Below are 15,388 nucleotides of genomic sequence, written 5' to 3' on the forward strand. Positions count from 1 at the left end.
CAGCGGGAGTCGGGGGCGACAGCTTAGCCGCCCCAGCCCGAACCGGATGCAACCGCGAGCGCGAAACCGCGAATTGCCGGCGCCCGCTCAGAAGCTGTTGTCGCCGTCGAGCATGCGCCCCAGCCCACCGAGCACCGACCCCTCGCCGCGGTTCTGCCCGCCGCCCTGCGGCGCCGCTGCGAGCATGCGCCCGGCCATGCGCGAGAACGGCAACGACTGCAGCCACACCTTGCCCGGCCCGGTCAGCGTGGCCAGGAACACGCCTTCGCCGCCGAACAGCATGCTCTTGATGCCGCCGACCGCGCGCACGTCCATCCGCACCGTGTCGTGGAACCCGACCACGCAGCCGGTGTCCACGTCGAGGCGCTCGCCGGCCTTGAGTTCGCGCTCGACCAGCGTGCCGCCGGCGTGCACGAACACCCAGCCATCGCCTTCCAGCTTCTGCATGATGAATCCCTCGCCGCCGAACAGGCCGGTGAGGATCTTGCGCTGCAGGTGGATGCCCACCGACACGCCGCGCGCGCCGGCCAGGAAACTGTCCTTCTGGCAGATCAGACGGCCGCCGTGCTCATCGAGCTTCATCGCCACCACCGTGCCCGGGTAGGGTGCGGCGAAGGCCACGTGCGCCTTGCCGGTGCCGGTGTGGGTGAACATCGTGGTGAACAGGCTCTCGCCGGTGAGCACGCGCTTGCCGGCGGAAAGCAGCTTGTCCATGAAACCGCCGCCCTGGCCGCTGTGCGAGCCGTCGCCGAACACCGTGTCCATCTGCACGCTGGCGTCCTTGTACATCAGCGCGCCGGCTTCGGCGATCGCGCTCTCGCCCGGGTCCAGCTCCACTTCGACGAAGGGCATGTCGTTGCCGACGATGCGGTAGTCGATGTCGTCGCTGCGGCGGCCCGCGCCCCTGGTGTTGGCCGCCGGCGGCGGCAGGTGCTCGGGCAATTCCGGCGCGGTGTCACGCAACTCGGCCGCGTCGCGCACCGGCTTCCATTCGCTGAAGCCCTCCCGCCAGCAGAAGGCGGATGGGTTGCGCTGCGCGTGCTCGCGCGCGGCGGCCTCGTCCAGGGGGCCGATGCGGCTGCTGTCGCTGCCGGTGTGGAAATACCAACGGGTCATGGAAACGTCCTCTGTCGAAAAACACTGGGGACACGTTAGCCCAGGGGCTGACGCGGGCGCCTGTGCCTAACGTGGGGTGGGGCGAAGCGAGAGGCGCCGCCTACGTCATTGCTGCGGCGCCTGCGGGCGGCCACGTTCTCCTTCGGCCGCGGCCGACGGTTGCGCCTGCTGCGCGGCCTGCGGGCCAAAGCGCCCACCAAAGAAGTCACCCGCGCGCCAGCGCGGCCGCTGCGGGTCGGCGGCAATGCGCGCGGCGATACGCGCGTTCAGCCGCGCCAGCCGCGCCGCGTCCGGGTATTGGATCGGCTGCGTCGCATCGTCGCCCGGCTGGTGGTAACGCTCGCGCAGGAACGTGCGCGCTGTGCCCGCGGGATCGTCGCCCCAGCCCGCACCGTCCACGCCGCCGGCCAGATAGACCGCTGGAATGCCAGCGCGGATGAACGGGTACTGGTCGCTGCGCACGAAGGCGCTCTGTTCCGGCGCCGGATCGCTCGACAGGTCCACGCCCACCTCACGTGCGGCGGCTTCGACCGCACCCTGCAGGCTGGAGTGGGCCATGCCAATGGGCACCACGTCCTCGCTGGGTGCCAGCAGCACCGGCATGTCGAGATTGAGGTTGGCAACCAGCATGTCGCGCGGCACCGGCGGGTGGCGCACGAACCACTCAGCGCCCAGCAGGCCGGCCTCCTCGGCGGTGGTGGCCACGAATAACACCGAACGCGCAGGCGCTGGCGTGGCGCGGGCGAGTTCGCGCGCGCTCTCCAGCATCACCGCCACCCCCAGTGCGTTGTCCAGCGCGCCGTTGTAGATCGCATCGCCGTGCACCGGTGCGCCGACGCCCACGTGGTCGAGATGCGCGGTGACGACAAGGTGCTCGGCGGCACGCGGGCCGCGCCCGGGTAACCGCGCCACCACGTTGGGCGACGCCAGCGCGCTGATCTCGGTGCGGCTGCCGAGGCTCACCGTCCCCGGCAGCACGAAGCCGCGCAGGGTGCCGGCGGCGGCCGCCGCCAGCAGCGCGTCGTAGTCATGCCCGCTCCCGGCAAAGAGGTGGGGTGCCGCCTGGGCACTGACGGTCACCACCGCGCGCAACTCGGGAAAGCCATCGACAGCACTGCCCACCCGGCCGCAATCCGTTGTCGTGCAGCGCAGCCGCAGGGCTGGGTGCGCCCACGCCGCAGCCATGCGCGCCCACGGCCGCTGGGCCTCGTCGCCGCGGGTGTTGACCAGCACGGCGCCCACCGCGCCCTGCGCCACCAGCAGTTCAAGCTTTCGGCGTAGCGACCCGTGGAAGGCCCGCGCCTCGTGGCTCAGGCGTGCGGGCGCGCCGCCGAGGACCACGGCAATCCGACCGCGCAGCTCCAGCCCGGCGAAATCGTCGAGTCCCGCTTCCGGCGCCTGAATCCCTTGGCCGACGAATACCGGGGACGCGGTCACCGTGCTGTACGCACGATTGAAGTCCGGCGCTGGCAGGAACTGGTCGGCGAAGGCGAATGCGTGGTCACGCCCGTCCCGGTGCAGCACCAGCGCGGCGCCGTCGCGCCTGCGGATGGCCCGGAGGAGAGGCACGCGTTGCAGGTAGTATCCCGCGTCACCCGCCGGATGCAGCCCCAGTTGCCGGAAACGCTCGGCCACGTAGGCCGCCGCCCGCGCATGGCCGCGCGTACCGGCCTCACGGCCCTCCATCGCATCATCGGCCAGGTACCGGACGTCAGCCTCGATCCGGGCTTGGGCCGCGGAGGTGGTGGCGTCCTCGGTGAAACGCCTGCAGCCGGCCGGGGCCAGCGCCACCGCCGCCAGCATCACCACGCAGGCGCACATCAATCGGGTTGGCGGCACGGGCGCACTGTCGCCTTTGGGCAGCGGTTATCGTGCCCGACCGCGGGGTGGGAACTCCAGTACCACACCATGCTCGTCGCGTGGTTCGGGGCGATTCCACAGCACGGGCACGTCCGTGGGCGAGGGCGGCTCGAGGGTGTCGTGCCCTGCAGCCTGTGCTTCCTCCTCCTCTTCCCAGCTGTAACGCTTGCGCGGTGGCAGCGGATCGCGATGGCGCCACAGCAACGCGGCGACCACGCCGGCCACCGCGCCGCCCAGGTGCGACTGCCACGAGACGCCCGCCTCGCGCGGCAGCACCGTCAGCAGCATGCCGCCATACAGCAGGAAGGCGATCATCGCCGCCGCAATCGACGGCCGGTCGCGGCGCACCACGCCCAGTACGAACACCAGGAACATCAGCCCGTGGGTCAGCCCGCTGGCGCCGAGGTGGTGCGTTCCCGGCGCGCCCAGCAGCCATGCGCCCAGCCCCGAGCCCAGCCACAGCAACGGCAGCGCCCGCAGCGTGGCCCGCGGATACACCGCACCCGCCAGCGTCCCCAGCATCAGCAGGGAGATCGCATTGGCGGCCAGATGCTCCAGCGACCCGTGCAGCACCGGCGCCGTCGCCAGCCCGAGCAGGCCTGCCAGCGCGCCCGGCGTCACCGACCAGCCCGCGACATCGAACTGGCCCTGCGCGGCAAACACCGCCACCAGCAGCAGGACGAAGGCAAGGCTGGCGTTGAGCGCCCGCACCAGGCGCCGCCGGTCGGCGGCGCGCTGGGCGGGGGTGTCGAACGGGTGGTCAGGGGTGGGCAGGTGCATGCTCATCACGTGGCGGCGCGGCGGCGGTTTGCAAGGCTCATCCCGCCGGCGGTGTCTTCGGCGGGAAGCGCAGGCTGAACGCCACCGTCGCGCCGATCACCGCCACCACCACGCCCAGCGACACCGGCAGCGGGATCTTCACCACGTCCACCAGCAGCATCTTGCCGCCGATGAACATCAGCACCAGCGCCAGACCGTAGGGCAGCAGGTGGAAGCGGTCGGCCATGCCGGCCAGCAGGAAGAACATCGCACGCAGGCCCAACACCGCGAACACGTTGGACGTCAGCACGATGAACGGGTCGGTGGTGATCGCGAAGATCGCCGGGATTGAGTCCACCGCGAAGATCACGTCGGTGATGCCGATCAGCACCACCACCAGGAACAGCGGAGTGAAGTGCCGCACGCCGTCCTGCAGCACCGACAGGCGGTCGCCGTGGTACTGCGTGGTCAGCCGCAGGTGGCCGCGCATCCAGCGGAGCACCGGGTTGCGTTCCAGGTCTGGCTGCTTCCCGGCGAACCACAGCATCTTGATGCCGGTCACCACCAGGAACACGCCAAACACGTACAGGATCCAGTGGAACTTGGCCAGCAGCACCGCGCCTGCAAAGATCATCACCGCGCGTAGCACGATGGCGGCCAGCACGCCGATCACCAGCACCTTCTGCCGCTGCTCCTCGGGTACCGCGAAGAAGGTGAACAGCATCAGGAACACGAAGATGTTGTCGACCGCCAGCGACTTCTCCACCAGGTAGCCGGTGAGGAACTCCAGCGCGACGCGCTGCCCTTCGGCCGCGCCGGCCTGGTCGCTGACGTACCACCACAGGCCCAGGTTGAACAGGAGGGCGAGCGCGACCCAGCCGATGCTCCACAGCAGCGCTTCGCGGAAGGTGACGCGGTGCGGGCCGCCGTGGCGCATCAGCACCAGGTCGACCAGCAGGGCGATAACGATGATGGCGGTGAATCCGCCCCACATCAGGGGGGTGCCGATGGTGGTCATGCAAGGTCCTCGCAGGTTGGGCCATGGGCCACGGCGCAGGACGGATGGACGCACCTTCGCCGTGGACGGCGAAGGTCTTGCTCGCAACCCGGCGGGCGGGTTGCCGACGGACCGGAGCGGTGAGGCTCGGAATGACGGTCGCGGCGTGAGGGAGCTACTCCCCTTCGATCCACCAGCCTAAACCAGCGGTGGCCGTCCGGCAAATGCCGCCGCCGCCGGCCCGGTACAATGGGCGGATGAACCGCGACCCCCACGCCGAAGTCCCCACCGTCCGTCTCAAGAACGCGTGGAAGTCCACCCATCCCTGGATTTTCCAGCGCCTGGTCGACAAGCCCGCGCAGCGCCCCAAGCCCGGCGCCATCGTCGACGTGCTGGGCGTGGACGGCGACTGGATCGGCCGCGGCTTCTACAACGGCCATTCGCGCATCGCCGTGCGCATCCTCGAGGCCGACCGCAACATCCCGGTCGACGCCGCCTGGTTCGCGCGCAAGATTGCCGAGGCGGTGTCGCTGCGCCGCGACCTGCTCAGGCTGGACGAGGTCAGCGACGCCTGGCGCGTGGTGCACAGCGAGGGCGACGGCCTGTCCGGGCTGGTGGTGGACCGCTACGGCGACCTGCTGGTGGTGGAATTCTTCAGCGCCGGCATGTTCCGCCACCGCGAGTGGATCTTCGACGCCCTGCGTGCGCAGTTCCCCGGTTGCCGCTTCTACAGCTTCGCCGAGGAGCACGTGCAGAAGCAGGAGTCGTTCGACTACCGTGGCAGCGATCCGGTGCCGCCGGCGATCATCACCGAATACGGGGTGAAGTTCCGCGCCGACCCGGCCGGTGCGCACAAGACCGGCTTCTTCGCCGACCAGCGCGAGAACCGCGAGTGGCTGTCGCGCCAGGTCGCGGGCAAGCGCGTGCTGGACCTGTGCTGCAACACCGGCGGCTTCGGCGTATACGCCAAGGCCAAGGGCGGCGCCGAGGAAGTGGTCGGCATCGACATCGACCAGGACGTGATCGACATCGCGCGCGGCAACGCCAAGCTCAACGGCGCGCAGGTGAAGTTCGTGCAGGCCGACATCTTCCCGTGGCTGCGTGATGCGGGTAACCGCGGCGATTTCTTCGACGTGGTGATCCTCGACCCGGCCAAGATGACCCGCGACCGCGAGCAGGTGATCCCGGCGCTGAAAAAGTACCTGGACATGAACAAGCTGGCGCTGAGCGTGGTGAAGCCGGGCGGCCTGTTCGCCACCTTCTCCTGCACCGGGCTGGTGAGCGAGGACCAGTTCCTCGACATGCTGCGCCGCGCCGCGTTCTATTCCGGGCGCACCGTGCAGGTGCTCAAGGTCGCCGGCGCCGGCGCCGACCACCCGTGGCTGGCGCAGGTACCCGAGTCGCGTTACCTCAAGGCCGTGTTCTGCCGCGTGATCGACTGAATCATCGCGCGCGCACTGCGGCGGCAGCGCTCAGCGTGAGCGACCGTCGTAGTGCTGCACCGGGATGGCATCGAGATCGATGTCCTCCAGGCAGCGGATGTTGATCGCCGCCATCGCATTGCCCTTGGGGTCGGCGCCCTCGCCGAATGGGTGGATGCCACACGTGGCACAGAACCGGTGCTGGATCACGTGTTTGTTGAAGGTATAGGTCGCCAGCGCGTCCTCGCCGGCGGTCACCCGCAGCTGCGCGCGTGGCACGAACCACAGCAATGAACCCCTGCGCTGGCACATCGAGCAGTTGCACGACAGTGCGCCCGCGATGTCGCCATCCACCTCGAACTTCACCTGCCCGCAGTGGCAGCTTCCCGTGTGCGTCATGAGGACCCTCCGGCATTGGCGTGAGCGGTCACGATACCCCCGGGGCATCGCCGCCGCAGCCCAGGTCCCGGGTCGCATGGGGTGCGACGCGGGCGGCTACACTGACGGCATGCCCGACACTTCCCTGTTGCTTGTCCTGTTGCTGGTCGCCATTGCGGTGGCCATCGTCCTCCTCGTCCTGCTGCTGTTGCGACGGCCGGACGCCGCGCTGGCCAGCATGCGAGAGCGCCTCGAGCAGGCGCTGCGCGAGGAACAGCGCGGCGGCCGCGGCGAGCTGCGCCAGCAGCTGGACAGCCTGTCCGCACAGCAGGAGCAGCGCATCGAAGGCTTCGGTGCGCGCCTGACCGATTTCACCGGTCGTACCGATGCGCGCCTGACCGAGCTGAGCACGCGCATCGACGCGCGCCTGGACGTGTTGCGCGAGGCGCTGACCGACGATGCGCTGAAAGCGCGCACCGCCGCCATCGAGGACGCGCACCGCTTCCGCACCGAGGTTGCCGAGCAGCAGCAGCGGCACGCGGAAGCGCTGTCGCAGCGCCTGCAGGAACTCACCGCGCGCAACGAGCTGCGCATCGGCGAGATGCGCGCCACCCTGGAGCAGAAGCTGCGCGAGCTGCAGACCGACAACGCCGCCAAGCTCGAGCAGATGCGCGCCACGGTCGACGAGAAACTGCACGCGACGCTTGAAACGCGGCTGACCGAGAGCTTCGGCAACGTCACCCAGATGCTGGCTCAGGTCCACCAGGGCCTGGGCGACATGAACAAGCTGGCCGCCGACGTCGGCGGCCTGCAACGCGTGCTGACCAATGTGAAGTCGCGCGGCGTGTTCGGCGAAGTCCAGCTCGCAGGGCTGTTGGAGCAGGTGTTTGCCCCTGACCAGTACGCCGCCAACGTGGCAACCGTGCCGGGCAGCAATGAGCGCGTGGAATTCGCGGTGCGCTTCCCGGGGTCCAGCGCTGATGCGCCGGTGTGGTTGCCGATCGACGCGAAGTTTCCGCGCGAGGACTATGAGCGGCTGCTGGATGCGCAGGAGCGCGGCGACATCGAGGCAGCCCGCGTCGCCGGCGACGCGATGGAACGGCGGGTCCGGTTGGAAGCCGCGCGTATCCGCGAGAAGTACGTCGCCGCCCCGCACACCACTGAATTCGCGATCCTGTTCCTGCCCACCGAGGGCCTCTACGCCGAAGTGCTGCGTCGGCCGGGCGTGGTCGAGGCACTCCAGCGCGACCAGCGCATCGCCGTGGCCGGCCCGACCACGCTGCTGGCGTTGATGACCAGCTTCCAGATGGGCTTTCGCACGCTGGCCATCCAGGAGCGCTCGAGCGAGGTGTGGCGCACGCTGGGCGCGGTCAAGACCGAGTTCGGCAAGTTCGGCGTCGTGCTCGACGGGGTCAAGAAGAAGCTTGACGAGGCGAGCAACAAGATCGACGAGACCGGGCGCCGGACGCGGGTGCTGACCCGCAAACTGCGCGAAGTCGAGGCGTTGCCGCAGGAAGACAGCCAGCGCCTGCTCGGCGTGGTCCAGGAAGAGCTCGATGAGGACTGAGCACTCGACCGCAACGCGGTACGACGGGGCTCAGTTGCTGCCGTCGGTCGGCATCACCGGCATTGCATCCACCGGTACGATCGGATTGTTCTCTTCCTTGAGGTAGTCCGGCAGGGTGCCATCGCTGTCGATCTGGCGATCGCCGAAGATCTGGTAGTCGCGGCGTTGCGTCCACGCATCGCGGACCAGCGCGTAGTCGTCCTCGGCACCTTGGCGCAGGCTGTCGACTGCAAGCAACTGGGCGCGCACGTCGACCAGCTGCAGGCCCTGCAGCCCCACGCGGACCGTGTCCTCCTCGATGCCGCGCACCAGGCTCAGCGGCGCGTCACCGACCATGCCGAAGGTGTCGCGCAGCGTGCGTGGACCGAACAGCGGCAGCTCGACATAGCGCGAGCGCTTCCAGCCCCACACGCCCAGCGTCTGGCCGAAGTCCTCGCGGCGGTTGTCGAGCTTGGCATCGCTGGCAGGATCGAAGAGGCCACCAATGCCGAGCGTGGAATTCACCACGAAGCGGCCCAGCGAGTGCGCGGCCTGCCCCGGCTTGCCCTGCAGCAGCGCATTGACCGCGGAGACCGGCTGGCCGAGGTTGTTGAAGAAGTTGCTCACGCCCAGTCGCATCGGCCGTGGCACCACGCTGACGTAGGCGCGAGCCAACGGGCGCGCGACCGCACGGTCGACCGCATTGTTGAAACGGTGCATGGAGCGGTTGTAGCGCTCCCAGGGGTCATACGCCGCGCCCACGCGGGCGGGGGGAGGCAGGCTCGGGTCAGCCACCGGGTTGTAGGGCTCGCCGTTGCCGTACAGCGCGTCGAAGTCGCGCTCCGCCTCGGTGCGCGTGTCGGTGCCTGCGGCAGTCGACGTCGGAGGGCTGGCGTCGGCGCCGGGCGGCGTGGCTGCAGTGGTCTCAACCTCTGCATCGGCCGGGCTGCTGGTCTCCGCCACCGCCGCCGGCACGCTGGGGTCCGGCGGCGACTGGGCTTCCGGCGAATCGACAGTTGCCGACTGCACCGCCCCCGCCTCGACGACGGCGTCGGTCGCGACCTGCTGCGGCGATGCATCGCCGGGGGCCGCTTCCTGGGCGAAGGCGTGGGGCGTAAGGGCCAGCAGGCCGGCCAGGGCAAGGGCGAGTCCGTGTGCGCGCATGGGGTTCAGTGTAGTGGCTGGGACGGATGGGCGGTGGACGTCAATGCCACCACCACCGGAATGCTGTGTGCAGCGTCAGCGCGCAAATGCGAGCGTTTCGTCCAGGCGGTACGCGGCGCGGAGGTCGCCGAGGCCATCGGGCAACCCCTCCACGACCGCGCCGCCGCAGCGCGCCGACAGCTCGGCGAGCAGTGCCAGGCCGGCGCTGTCGACACTGTGTACGCCGCCCAGGTCTAGACGACGCACCCCGCTCAGTTGCGGCAGTGCCTGCCGCCACAACCCGGCCACCGCGGCGCGCGCGATCGCGCCGGCGAATACCAGCGCGTCGCCATCGCGGCGCAGGTTCGCCGCGCCGTTGCCGTCCTGGCCGGTCATGCTCAGTTGGCCGTCGCCTGCAGGCGGCCGGCCTTGATGTCGGCGGCCACCTGCGCGATCGGCTTGCGCTTGAGCGGCGCGTCGAACTGGCTGCGGAAGGTCTGCACGAAGCTCACGCCCTCGACCATGACGTCGAAGGCCTTCCACTGCGAGCCGACCTTACGCATCAGGTAGTCCACCGGCACCGGCTCGGCGCCCTGGCGCAGGTACTCGCTGGAGACCTTGACGATGGCGCCACCACGCAGCGGCGTCTCCGACTTCACCCGCACCTTCAGCTTGGCGTTGAAGTCCAGCAGCGACGAACCGTAACGCTGCATCAGGCTGTCGGCCAGCGCATCGGCGAACACGTTGATGTCCGCTTCGGAGGCGCCGCGACCGTGCACGCCCAACACCAGGCGGGCGGCGTAGTCGCGGTCGAACAGCGCATCGAACTCGCTGGCCACGAACGTGCGCAGCGCGGCGCGGTTCTTGGTGAACTCGCCGCGACGGGCTTCCAGCGTGGTCAGGATGCGGGTGCTGTTGGCCAGCACCAGCTGGCTGGGGCTGCCGGCCTTGGCCGCGGTGGCGGCCGGAGCGGCCTTGGCCTGCGCGAACACCGAGGCCGGGGCCGCGGTCAGCAGCGCCGAGGCGATGACGATCGTGAGGAAGGAACGCTTCATGGCTTGGGGTTATTCCTTGGGGGTCGGGGTTTCGTCCTGCAGGTAGTCCGGCACGTCGCCAGCACCTTCGGTCGATTGCGCCGCATTGTCGCCGGCCTTGGCTCCACCGCCGCTGAACATGTACTTGCCCACCAGCTGGATCAGGTCCACTGCAGCCTGGGTCATGTAGATCTCGTCGCCGGGCTTCAGCGTCTCAGGGTCGCCGCCGGGGGCGAGATTGATGTAGCTCTCGCCCAGCAGACCGCTGGTCAGGATGCTGGCCGCGGTGTCGGCGGGCAGGTCCTTGTACTGGCCGTTGATGGACAGGGTCACCACCGAGTCGAACTTGACCGGATCGAGCTCGATCTTCTCGACCTGGCCGATGGCCACGCCGCCGATCTTGATCGGTGCGTTGGGCCGCAGCGCGCCGATGGTGGTGAAGCGCGCCTTCAGCTGGTAGCTGTCGCCGCCAAAGCCCCACTTGCCGTTGGTGGAGGCCACCGCCAGCACCATCAGCGAGGCCAGGGCCAGCAGCAGGAAGGCGCCGACGGCGAATTCGATACGGGGACTGCGTGTGCTCATGGGTGGATCACCTTGCAGGTGCGCGCCGCGGGGCGCGCACGGATGACGGAAGGGGTGGCGAAACCGCGGCGCGGGCGTCGCGTGATCCGACAGGGGCGGGCGCGCGGCTCATTGGAACAACAGCGCCGACATGACGAAGTTCAGCATCAGCACCAGCAGCGAGGCGTTGACCACCGCCCGCGTGGTTGCCACCGACGTGCCCTCGATGGTCGGCTCGGCGTGGAAGCCGACGAAGGCCGCGGTCAGCGCGGCGGTGGCGCCGAACACCGCCGACTTCAGCAACGCGACCAGGAAGTCGTCGACGAAATCGACGTTGTCCTTCAGTGCGGGCCAGAAATAGCCGGCATCAAGCCCGATCACGTGCACGGCCTCCAGGTAGCTGGCGGCGATGGCGAAGCTGCAGAAGAACCCGGTCAGCAGCGGCACGCTCAGCACCGCCGCCCAGAAGCGCGGCGCCACGGCCTTGCCCACCGGGTCGATGGCCATCAGCTCCAGTGCGGTGATCTGGTCCGTGGCGCGCATCAGACCCAGCTCGGCGGCAATGGAACTGCCGGCGCGGCCGATGAACAGCAGCGCGGTCAGCACCGGGCCCAGTTCGCGGTACAGCGACAGGCCCAGCAGGGTGGACAGCGAGTTGCTGGCGCCAAACGTGGCGAGCGTGCGGTAGCCCTGCAGCGTAAGCACAAGGCCGACGAACGCGCCGCCAACGGCAATGATCGGCAGCGAACGTGCGCCGATTTTGTAGATCTCCCGGGTCAGTTCGCGCCAGAAGTCGAGCGTCGGCTTCGATGCCCGGAACACCGACAGAGTGAACAGGCCGGCCTGGCCCAGCGAACGGGTGGTGGCGGCAAACGGCATCAGCAGCGCTCCGGGGCGTGGTCGGCGGGGGCGGGCCGGGCGGGGAACACCTCAAGGTGCCCCGCGGCTCGCGGGTCGCGGCCTGTGGCGCGGAATCGGACCGACAGGGCGATCATGCGGCCTCCGGGGTGCGTGGGGCGGCGTCGAAGGCGATCGGACCGTCCGGCTCGCCCTTCAGGAACTGGCGCACGAACGGATCGTCGCTGGCCTCCAGTTCGGCCGGGGTGCCGGAAAACACAATGCCGCCGTTGGCGACGACGACCGCGTGGTCGGCCACGGGCAGGGTTTCGTGCACGTGGTGGGTCACCACGACGCTGGTGAGGCCGAGGGTATCGTTGAGCCGCCGCACCAACTCCATCACCACGCCACTGGCAATCGGATCCAAGCCGGTCAGCGGCTCGTCATAGATCATCAGCGGCGGATCCAGCGCCAGCGCGCGGGCCAGCGCCACGCGCCGGGCCATGCCGCCAGACAGCTCGCGCGGGTAGGCGTCGGCCGCGGCCTGCAGGCCCACCGCGTGCAGCTTCATCAGCACCAGCCGGCGGATCACCGGCTCGGGCAGGTCGGTATGGGTGCGCAGCGGCAGGCCCACGTTCTCGGCCGCGGTCAGGTCGGTGAGCAGGCCGTTGCCCTGCAGCAGCACCCCGATGCCGCGGCGCAGGGCCAGCAGCTCCCGCTCGCCGCGGGGGACTTCGCGACCCAACACCTCCACGGTACCGGCGGCCGGCACCAGTTGCCCGGTCAGTGCCGACAGCAGGGTCGACTTGCCGCTGCCCGACGGGCCCAGCACGGCGACCACGCGCCCGCGCGGCACCTCCAGGTTGATGTCGCGCAGGATCGCCCGGCCGCCGCGTTCGAGGCGGACGTTGCGCAGGCGGACGATGGGCGAGGCGTCGGTCATGGGGTTCCCGGAAGGGGGCGGCCCGTTCCGGCAGGGCCGCTGGGGCGCACCGGGACGGACAAAACCCGTGCAGCTTGGCCTTGGCCAGCTGAACAGGACACGAAAGAAGTATCATTGTCGCAGGCCGTCGGCTGGCGTGCGCGCCACGACGGCCAATCCGGGACGGTGGTCGGCTCAGCTTGACCGAAGTGCTACTGCGCGCTATCCTCCCAAGTCTTTTCCCGCATAAACGCAGAGCCGATCATGGCCACCAAGCGCACTTACCAGCCCAGCAACCTCAAGCGCAAGCGCGACCACGGCTTCCGTGCCCGCATGGCGACCGCCGACGGCCGCAAGGTCCTCGCCCGCCGTCGCGCCAAGGGCCGCAAGCGTCTCTGCGCCTGAGCGCAGTCCGATTCTGGCTGACCCCCGGCCGCCCCGCGTGGCCGTACACGCCCGATGGCGCTGAACCGCTACCCGCGCACCGCGCGGGTTCGCGCGCGTTCCGACTTCGACCGCATCTTCAAGCACGGCCGGCGTGTGGCGCTGCCCGTGCTTGCCCTGCATTGGCAGGCGGGTGACGTTCCGCCGCGGCTGGGCCTGGCGGTGTCACGCAAGGTCGATCCGCGCGCCGTCGGTCGCAACCGCATCAAGCGCGTGCTGCGCGACACCTTCCGTCTGCAGCGAGCTGGTCTCGCCGCGGGCGACTATGTGCTGGTCGCACGCCCGGGCGCCTCGCAGTGCGGCGCGGACGCGCTGCGTGCCGCGTTCCTCAGCCTGCTCAAGCGCGCCGGTGCCTTGCGCCCGGCCGATGCGCCCGCATGTCAGGGCGGTGTTGAATTGCCCGCGACCCCTGCGCCCGGCACAATGCCGGCCGTTTCCCCTTCCAACGATGCCGCGTCCTGACCCGACGCCGGCCGAGCCTGCCTGCCCATGAACCAGACCCGCACGTTCCTGATCTTCGCCTGGCTGATGGTGGCCGCGCTGTTGTGGATGGAGTGGGGCAAGGAGAAGGCGGCGCCCGCGACCCCGGCCGTCACCGCTCCGGTGGCCGGCGCCCCGGCCGTGCCCGCGACCGCCGCGGCGGGCACCGTGCCCAGCGCGACCCCGGGCGTCCTGCCGGGGGTCCCGGCCGCCGCGCCACTGCCCACCGTCGGCGCCACGCCGGCCGGCGCACAGGCCCAGGCCGTGACCGTGACCACCGACGTGCTGAAGGTCGTGCTGGACGGGGGCGAGATGCGCGAGGCCGACCTGCTGGCCTATCCGCAGGGCGATGAGGCGGGCAGCCCGCCGGTGCGCCTGTTCGCGCAGGATGCGGCCAACTACTTCGTCGCCCAGAGCGGCTGGGTCAGCCAGGGCGGCGCCGCGCCGACCCACCAGGCCGGCTTCGTGCCGGAGGGCGGCCAGACCGCCTTCGGCCTGCCCGCGGGCGCCGACAGTGTCGTGGTGCCGTTCGTGTGGACCGGCCCCAACGGCGTGACCATTCGCCGCACCTACACCTTCAAGCGCGGCCAGTACGTGGTCGACGTGCGCGACGAGGTGGCCAACGCCGGCACCGCGCCGTGGCAGGGCTTCGTGTACCGCCAACTGGCGCGCGTGCCGCGCGCGCTGGTGAGTGGCGGGCCGATGAGCGCCGAGCAGTACAGCTTCCAGGGCGCGGCGTGGTACAGCAGCACCGACAAGTACGAGAAGCGCAAGTTCGAGGATTTCGTCGACGACGGCCCGCTCAACAAGGCGGTCACCGGCGGCTGGATCGGCATGCTGCAGCACCACTTCTTCGCCGCGTGGATCCCGGGCGCGCAGGACCAGGGCAAGTTCGAGCTGTCGACCCCGGCCGGTACCGGCGGCACCCAGTACCTGATCCGTGAAGTCGGCCCGGGCGTGAGCGTGGCGCCGGGGACCAAGGCGGCCACCGAGGCCCGCCTGTGGGTCGGCCCGAAGCTGGTCAAGCAGATCGAGGCGCAGAAGGTGCCCGGCCTGGACCGCGCGGTCGACTTCAGCAGCTACAGCATCATGGCGACCATCGCCGGCTGGCTGTTCTGGGTGCTGGAGAAGATCCACGGCGTGATCGGCAACTGGGGCTGGTCGATCGTCGGCCTGGTGGTGGTGATCAAGCTGCTGATGTACCCGTTGTCCGCGGCGCAGTACAAGTCGATGGCCAAGATGCGCAAGTTCCAGCCGCGCATCGCGCAGCTCAAGGAGCGCTACGGCGACGACAAGCAGAAGTTCCAGATGGCGATGATGGAGCTGTACAAGAAGGAGAAGATCAACCCGATGGGCGGTTGCTTCCCGATCCTGCTGCAGATGCCGGTGTTCCTGGCGCTGTACTGGATGCTGTCGGAATCGGTGGAGCTGCGCCACGCGCCGTGGATCGGCTGGATCCACGACCTGACCGCGCGTGATCCGTTCTTCGTGCTGCCGCTGATCAACATCGCGGTGATGTGGGCCACGCAGAAGCTGACCCCGGTGACGCCGGGCATGGACCCGATGCAGCAGAAGATGATGCAGTACATGCCGCTGGTGTTCGGCGTGATGTTCGCCTTCTTCCCGGCCGGCCTGGTGCTGTACTGGATCACCAACGGCGCGCTGGGCCTGCTGCAGCAGTGGTGGATGACCAAGAAGTACGCGGAGGCGCCGGCGAAGGCGTAAGCCGCGCCGCTGTTTCGTCGACAAGGCCCGCCTCCTGGCGGGCTTTGTCGTTATGCGGTCTTGGCCTTGGCGGGACTGGCGGCGGCGAGGACATGGGGCATTGCTCCAGCCCTCCGTCGCGGCATCCTGCCGCGAGTCGGGCCGCCGGCCATCCATGGCCGGCTT

At 69.8% G+C, this 15,388-nt stretch carries 16 protein-coding genes; 5 read left to right on the plus strand and 11 right to left on the minus strand.

What is annotated here, in order from left to right; translation table 11 throughout:
• Positions 1–87: 87 nt before the first annotated feature.
• From AC3ARF_RS00090 to AC3ARF_RS00105, 4 genes are all read right to left on the minus strand, one after another.
• Positions 88–1,116, minus strand: coding sequence for a TIGR00266 family protein (locus AC3ARF_RS00090; protein ID WP_498929155.1), 1,029 nt, complete (start codon positions 1,114–1,116; stop codon positions 88–90).
• A 105-nt stretch (positions 1,117–1,221) separates the two neighbouring features.
• The gene (locus AC3ARF_RS00095) at positions 1,222–2,955 is read right to left on the minus strand and encodes a M20/M25/M40 family metallo-hydrolase (protein WP_498929157.1); all 1,734 of its coding nucleotides are present in this window, start codon (positions 2,953–2,955) and stop codon (positions 1,222–1,224) included.
• Positions 2,956–2,982: 27 nt separating this feature from the next.
• Positions 2,983–3,762, minus strand: a complete 780-nt coding sequence (locus tag AC3ARF_RS00100) for a rhomboid family intramembrane serine protease (RefSeq protein WP_498929159.1) — start codon at positions 3,760–3,762, stop codon at positions 2,983–2,985.
• Between the two features lie 31 nt (positions 3,763–3,793).
• A complete protein-coding gene (locus tag AC3ARF_RS00105) occupies positions 3,794–4,753 on the minus strand; it encodes a TerC family protein (RefSeq protein ID WP_498929161.1) in 960 nt (319 codons plus the stop codon).
• Positions 4,754–4,989: 236 nt separating this feature from the next.
• Between AC3ARF_RS00105 and AC3ARF_RS00110 the strand changes: the two genes are divergently transcribed.
• Complete coding sequence (locus AC3ARF_RS00110) at positions 4,990–6,174, plus strand: class I SAM-dependent rRNA methyltransferase (RefSeq protein WP_498929163.1); 1,185 nt, start codon at positions 4,990–4,992, stop codon at positions 6,172–6,174.
• A gap of 30 nt (positions 6,175–6,204) precedes the next feature.
• Here the strand turns inward: AC3ARF_RS00110 and AC3ARF_RS00115 are convergent, their stop codons facing one another.
• Positions 6,205–6,552, minus strand: a complete 348-nt coding sequence (locus AC3ARF_RS00115) for a GFA family protein (protein ID WP_498929166.1) — start codon at positions 6,550–6,552, stop codon at positions 6,205–6,207.
• Between the two features lie 109 nt (positions 6,553–6,661).
• Between AC3ARF_RS00115 and AC3ARF_RS00120 the strand changes: the two genes are divergently transcribed.
• Positions 6,662–8,098 carry a DNA recombination protein RmuC gene (locus AC3ARF_RS00120; protein ID WP_498929167.1) on the plus strand — a complete coding sequence of 479 codons (1,437 nt, stop codon included), beginning with the start codon at positions 6,662–6,664 and terminating at the stop codon, positions 8,096–8,098.
• Between the two features lie 30 nt (positions 8,099–8,128).
• On the opposite strand, the gene AC3ARF_RS00125 is transcribed toward AC3ARF_RS00120, so the two are convergent.
• The 6 genes from AC3ARF_RS00125 to AC3ARF_RS00150 all read right to left on the minus strand — a co-directional run bounded on the left by AC3ARF_RS00125 (position 8,129) and on the right by AC3ARF_RS00150 (position 12,595).
• Positions 8,129–9,250 (minus strand): MlaA family lipoprotein, encoded by a 1,122-nt coding sequence (locus tag AC3ARF_RS00125; RefSeq protein ID WP_498931914.1) that lies wholly within the window; start codon positions 9,248–9,250, stop codon positions 8,129–8,131.
• 66 nt (positions 9,251–9,316) lie between these two features.
• Entirely contained in the window at positions 9,317–9,616 is a 300-nt protein-coding gene (locus AC3ARF_RS00130; protein WP_498929169.1) for an STAS domain-containing protein, read from the minus strand.
• Positions 9,617–9,618: 2 nt separating this feature from the next.
• Entirely contained in the window at positions 9,619–10,275 is a 657-nt protein-coding gene (locus AC3ARF_RS00135) for an MlaC/ttg2D family ABC transporter substrate-binding protein (protein ID WP_498929171.1), read from the minus strand.
• A gap of 9 nt (positions 10,276–10,284) precedes the next feature.
• Positions 10,285–10,836: an outer membrane lipid asymmetry maintenance protein MlaD gene (gene mlaD / locus AC3ARF_RS00140; RefSeq protein WP_498929173.1), complete on the minus strand. Its 552-nt coding sequence runs from the start codon at positions 10,834–10,836 to the stop codon at positions 10,285–10,287.
• Between the two features lie 108 nt (positions 10,837–10,944).
• Positions 10,945–11,694 (minus strand): MlaE family lipid ABC transporter permease subunit, encoded by a 750-nt coding sequence (locus AC3ARF_RS00145; RefSeq protein WP_498929175.1) that lies wholly within the window; start codon positions 11,692–11,694, stop codon positions 10,945–10,947.
• A 112-nt stretch (positions 11,695–11,806) separates the two neighbouring features.
• The gene (locus AC3ARF_RS00150; RefSeq protein ID WP_498929177.1) at positions 11,807–12,595 is read right to left on the minus strand and encodes an ABC transporter ATP-binding protein; all 789 of its coding nucleotides are present in this window, start codon (positions 12,593–12,595) and stop codon (positions 11,807–11,809) included.
• 243 nt (positions 12,596–12,838) lie between these two features.
• Between AC3ARF_RS00150 and rpmH the strand changes: the two genes are divergently transcribed.
• The 3 genes from rpmH to yidC are packed head-to-tail and all read left to right on the plus strand — an operon-like array spanning position 12,839 to position 15,223.
• Positions 12,839–12,979 carry a 50S ribosomal protein L34 gene (gene rpmH, locus AC3ARF_RS00155; RefSeq protein ID WP_036139660.1) on the plus strand — a complete coding sequence of 47 codons (141 nt, stop codon included), beginning with the start codon at positions 12,839–12,841 and terminating at the stop codon, positions 12,977–12,979.
• A gap of 54 nt (positions 12,980–13,033) precedes the next feature.
• A complete protein-coding gene (gene rnpA, locus AC3ARF_RS00160) occupies positions 13,034–13,480 on the plus strand; it encodes a ribonuclease P protein component (protein WP_498929180.1) in 447 nt (148 codons plus the stop codon).
• Positions 13,481–13,507: 27 nt separating this feature from the next.
• Complete coding sequence (yidC, locus tag AC3ARF_RS00165; RefSeq protein ID WP_498929182.1) at positions 13,508–15,223, plus strand: membrane protein insertase YidC; 1,716 nt, start codon at positions 13,508–13,510, stop codon at positions 15,221–15,223.
• The last annotated feature ends 165 nt before the right edge of the window (positions 15,224–15,388 follow it).

Source organism: Lysobacter sp. KACC 24251, assembly GCF_057747755.1.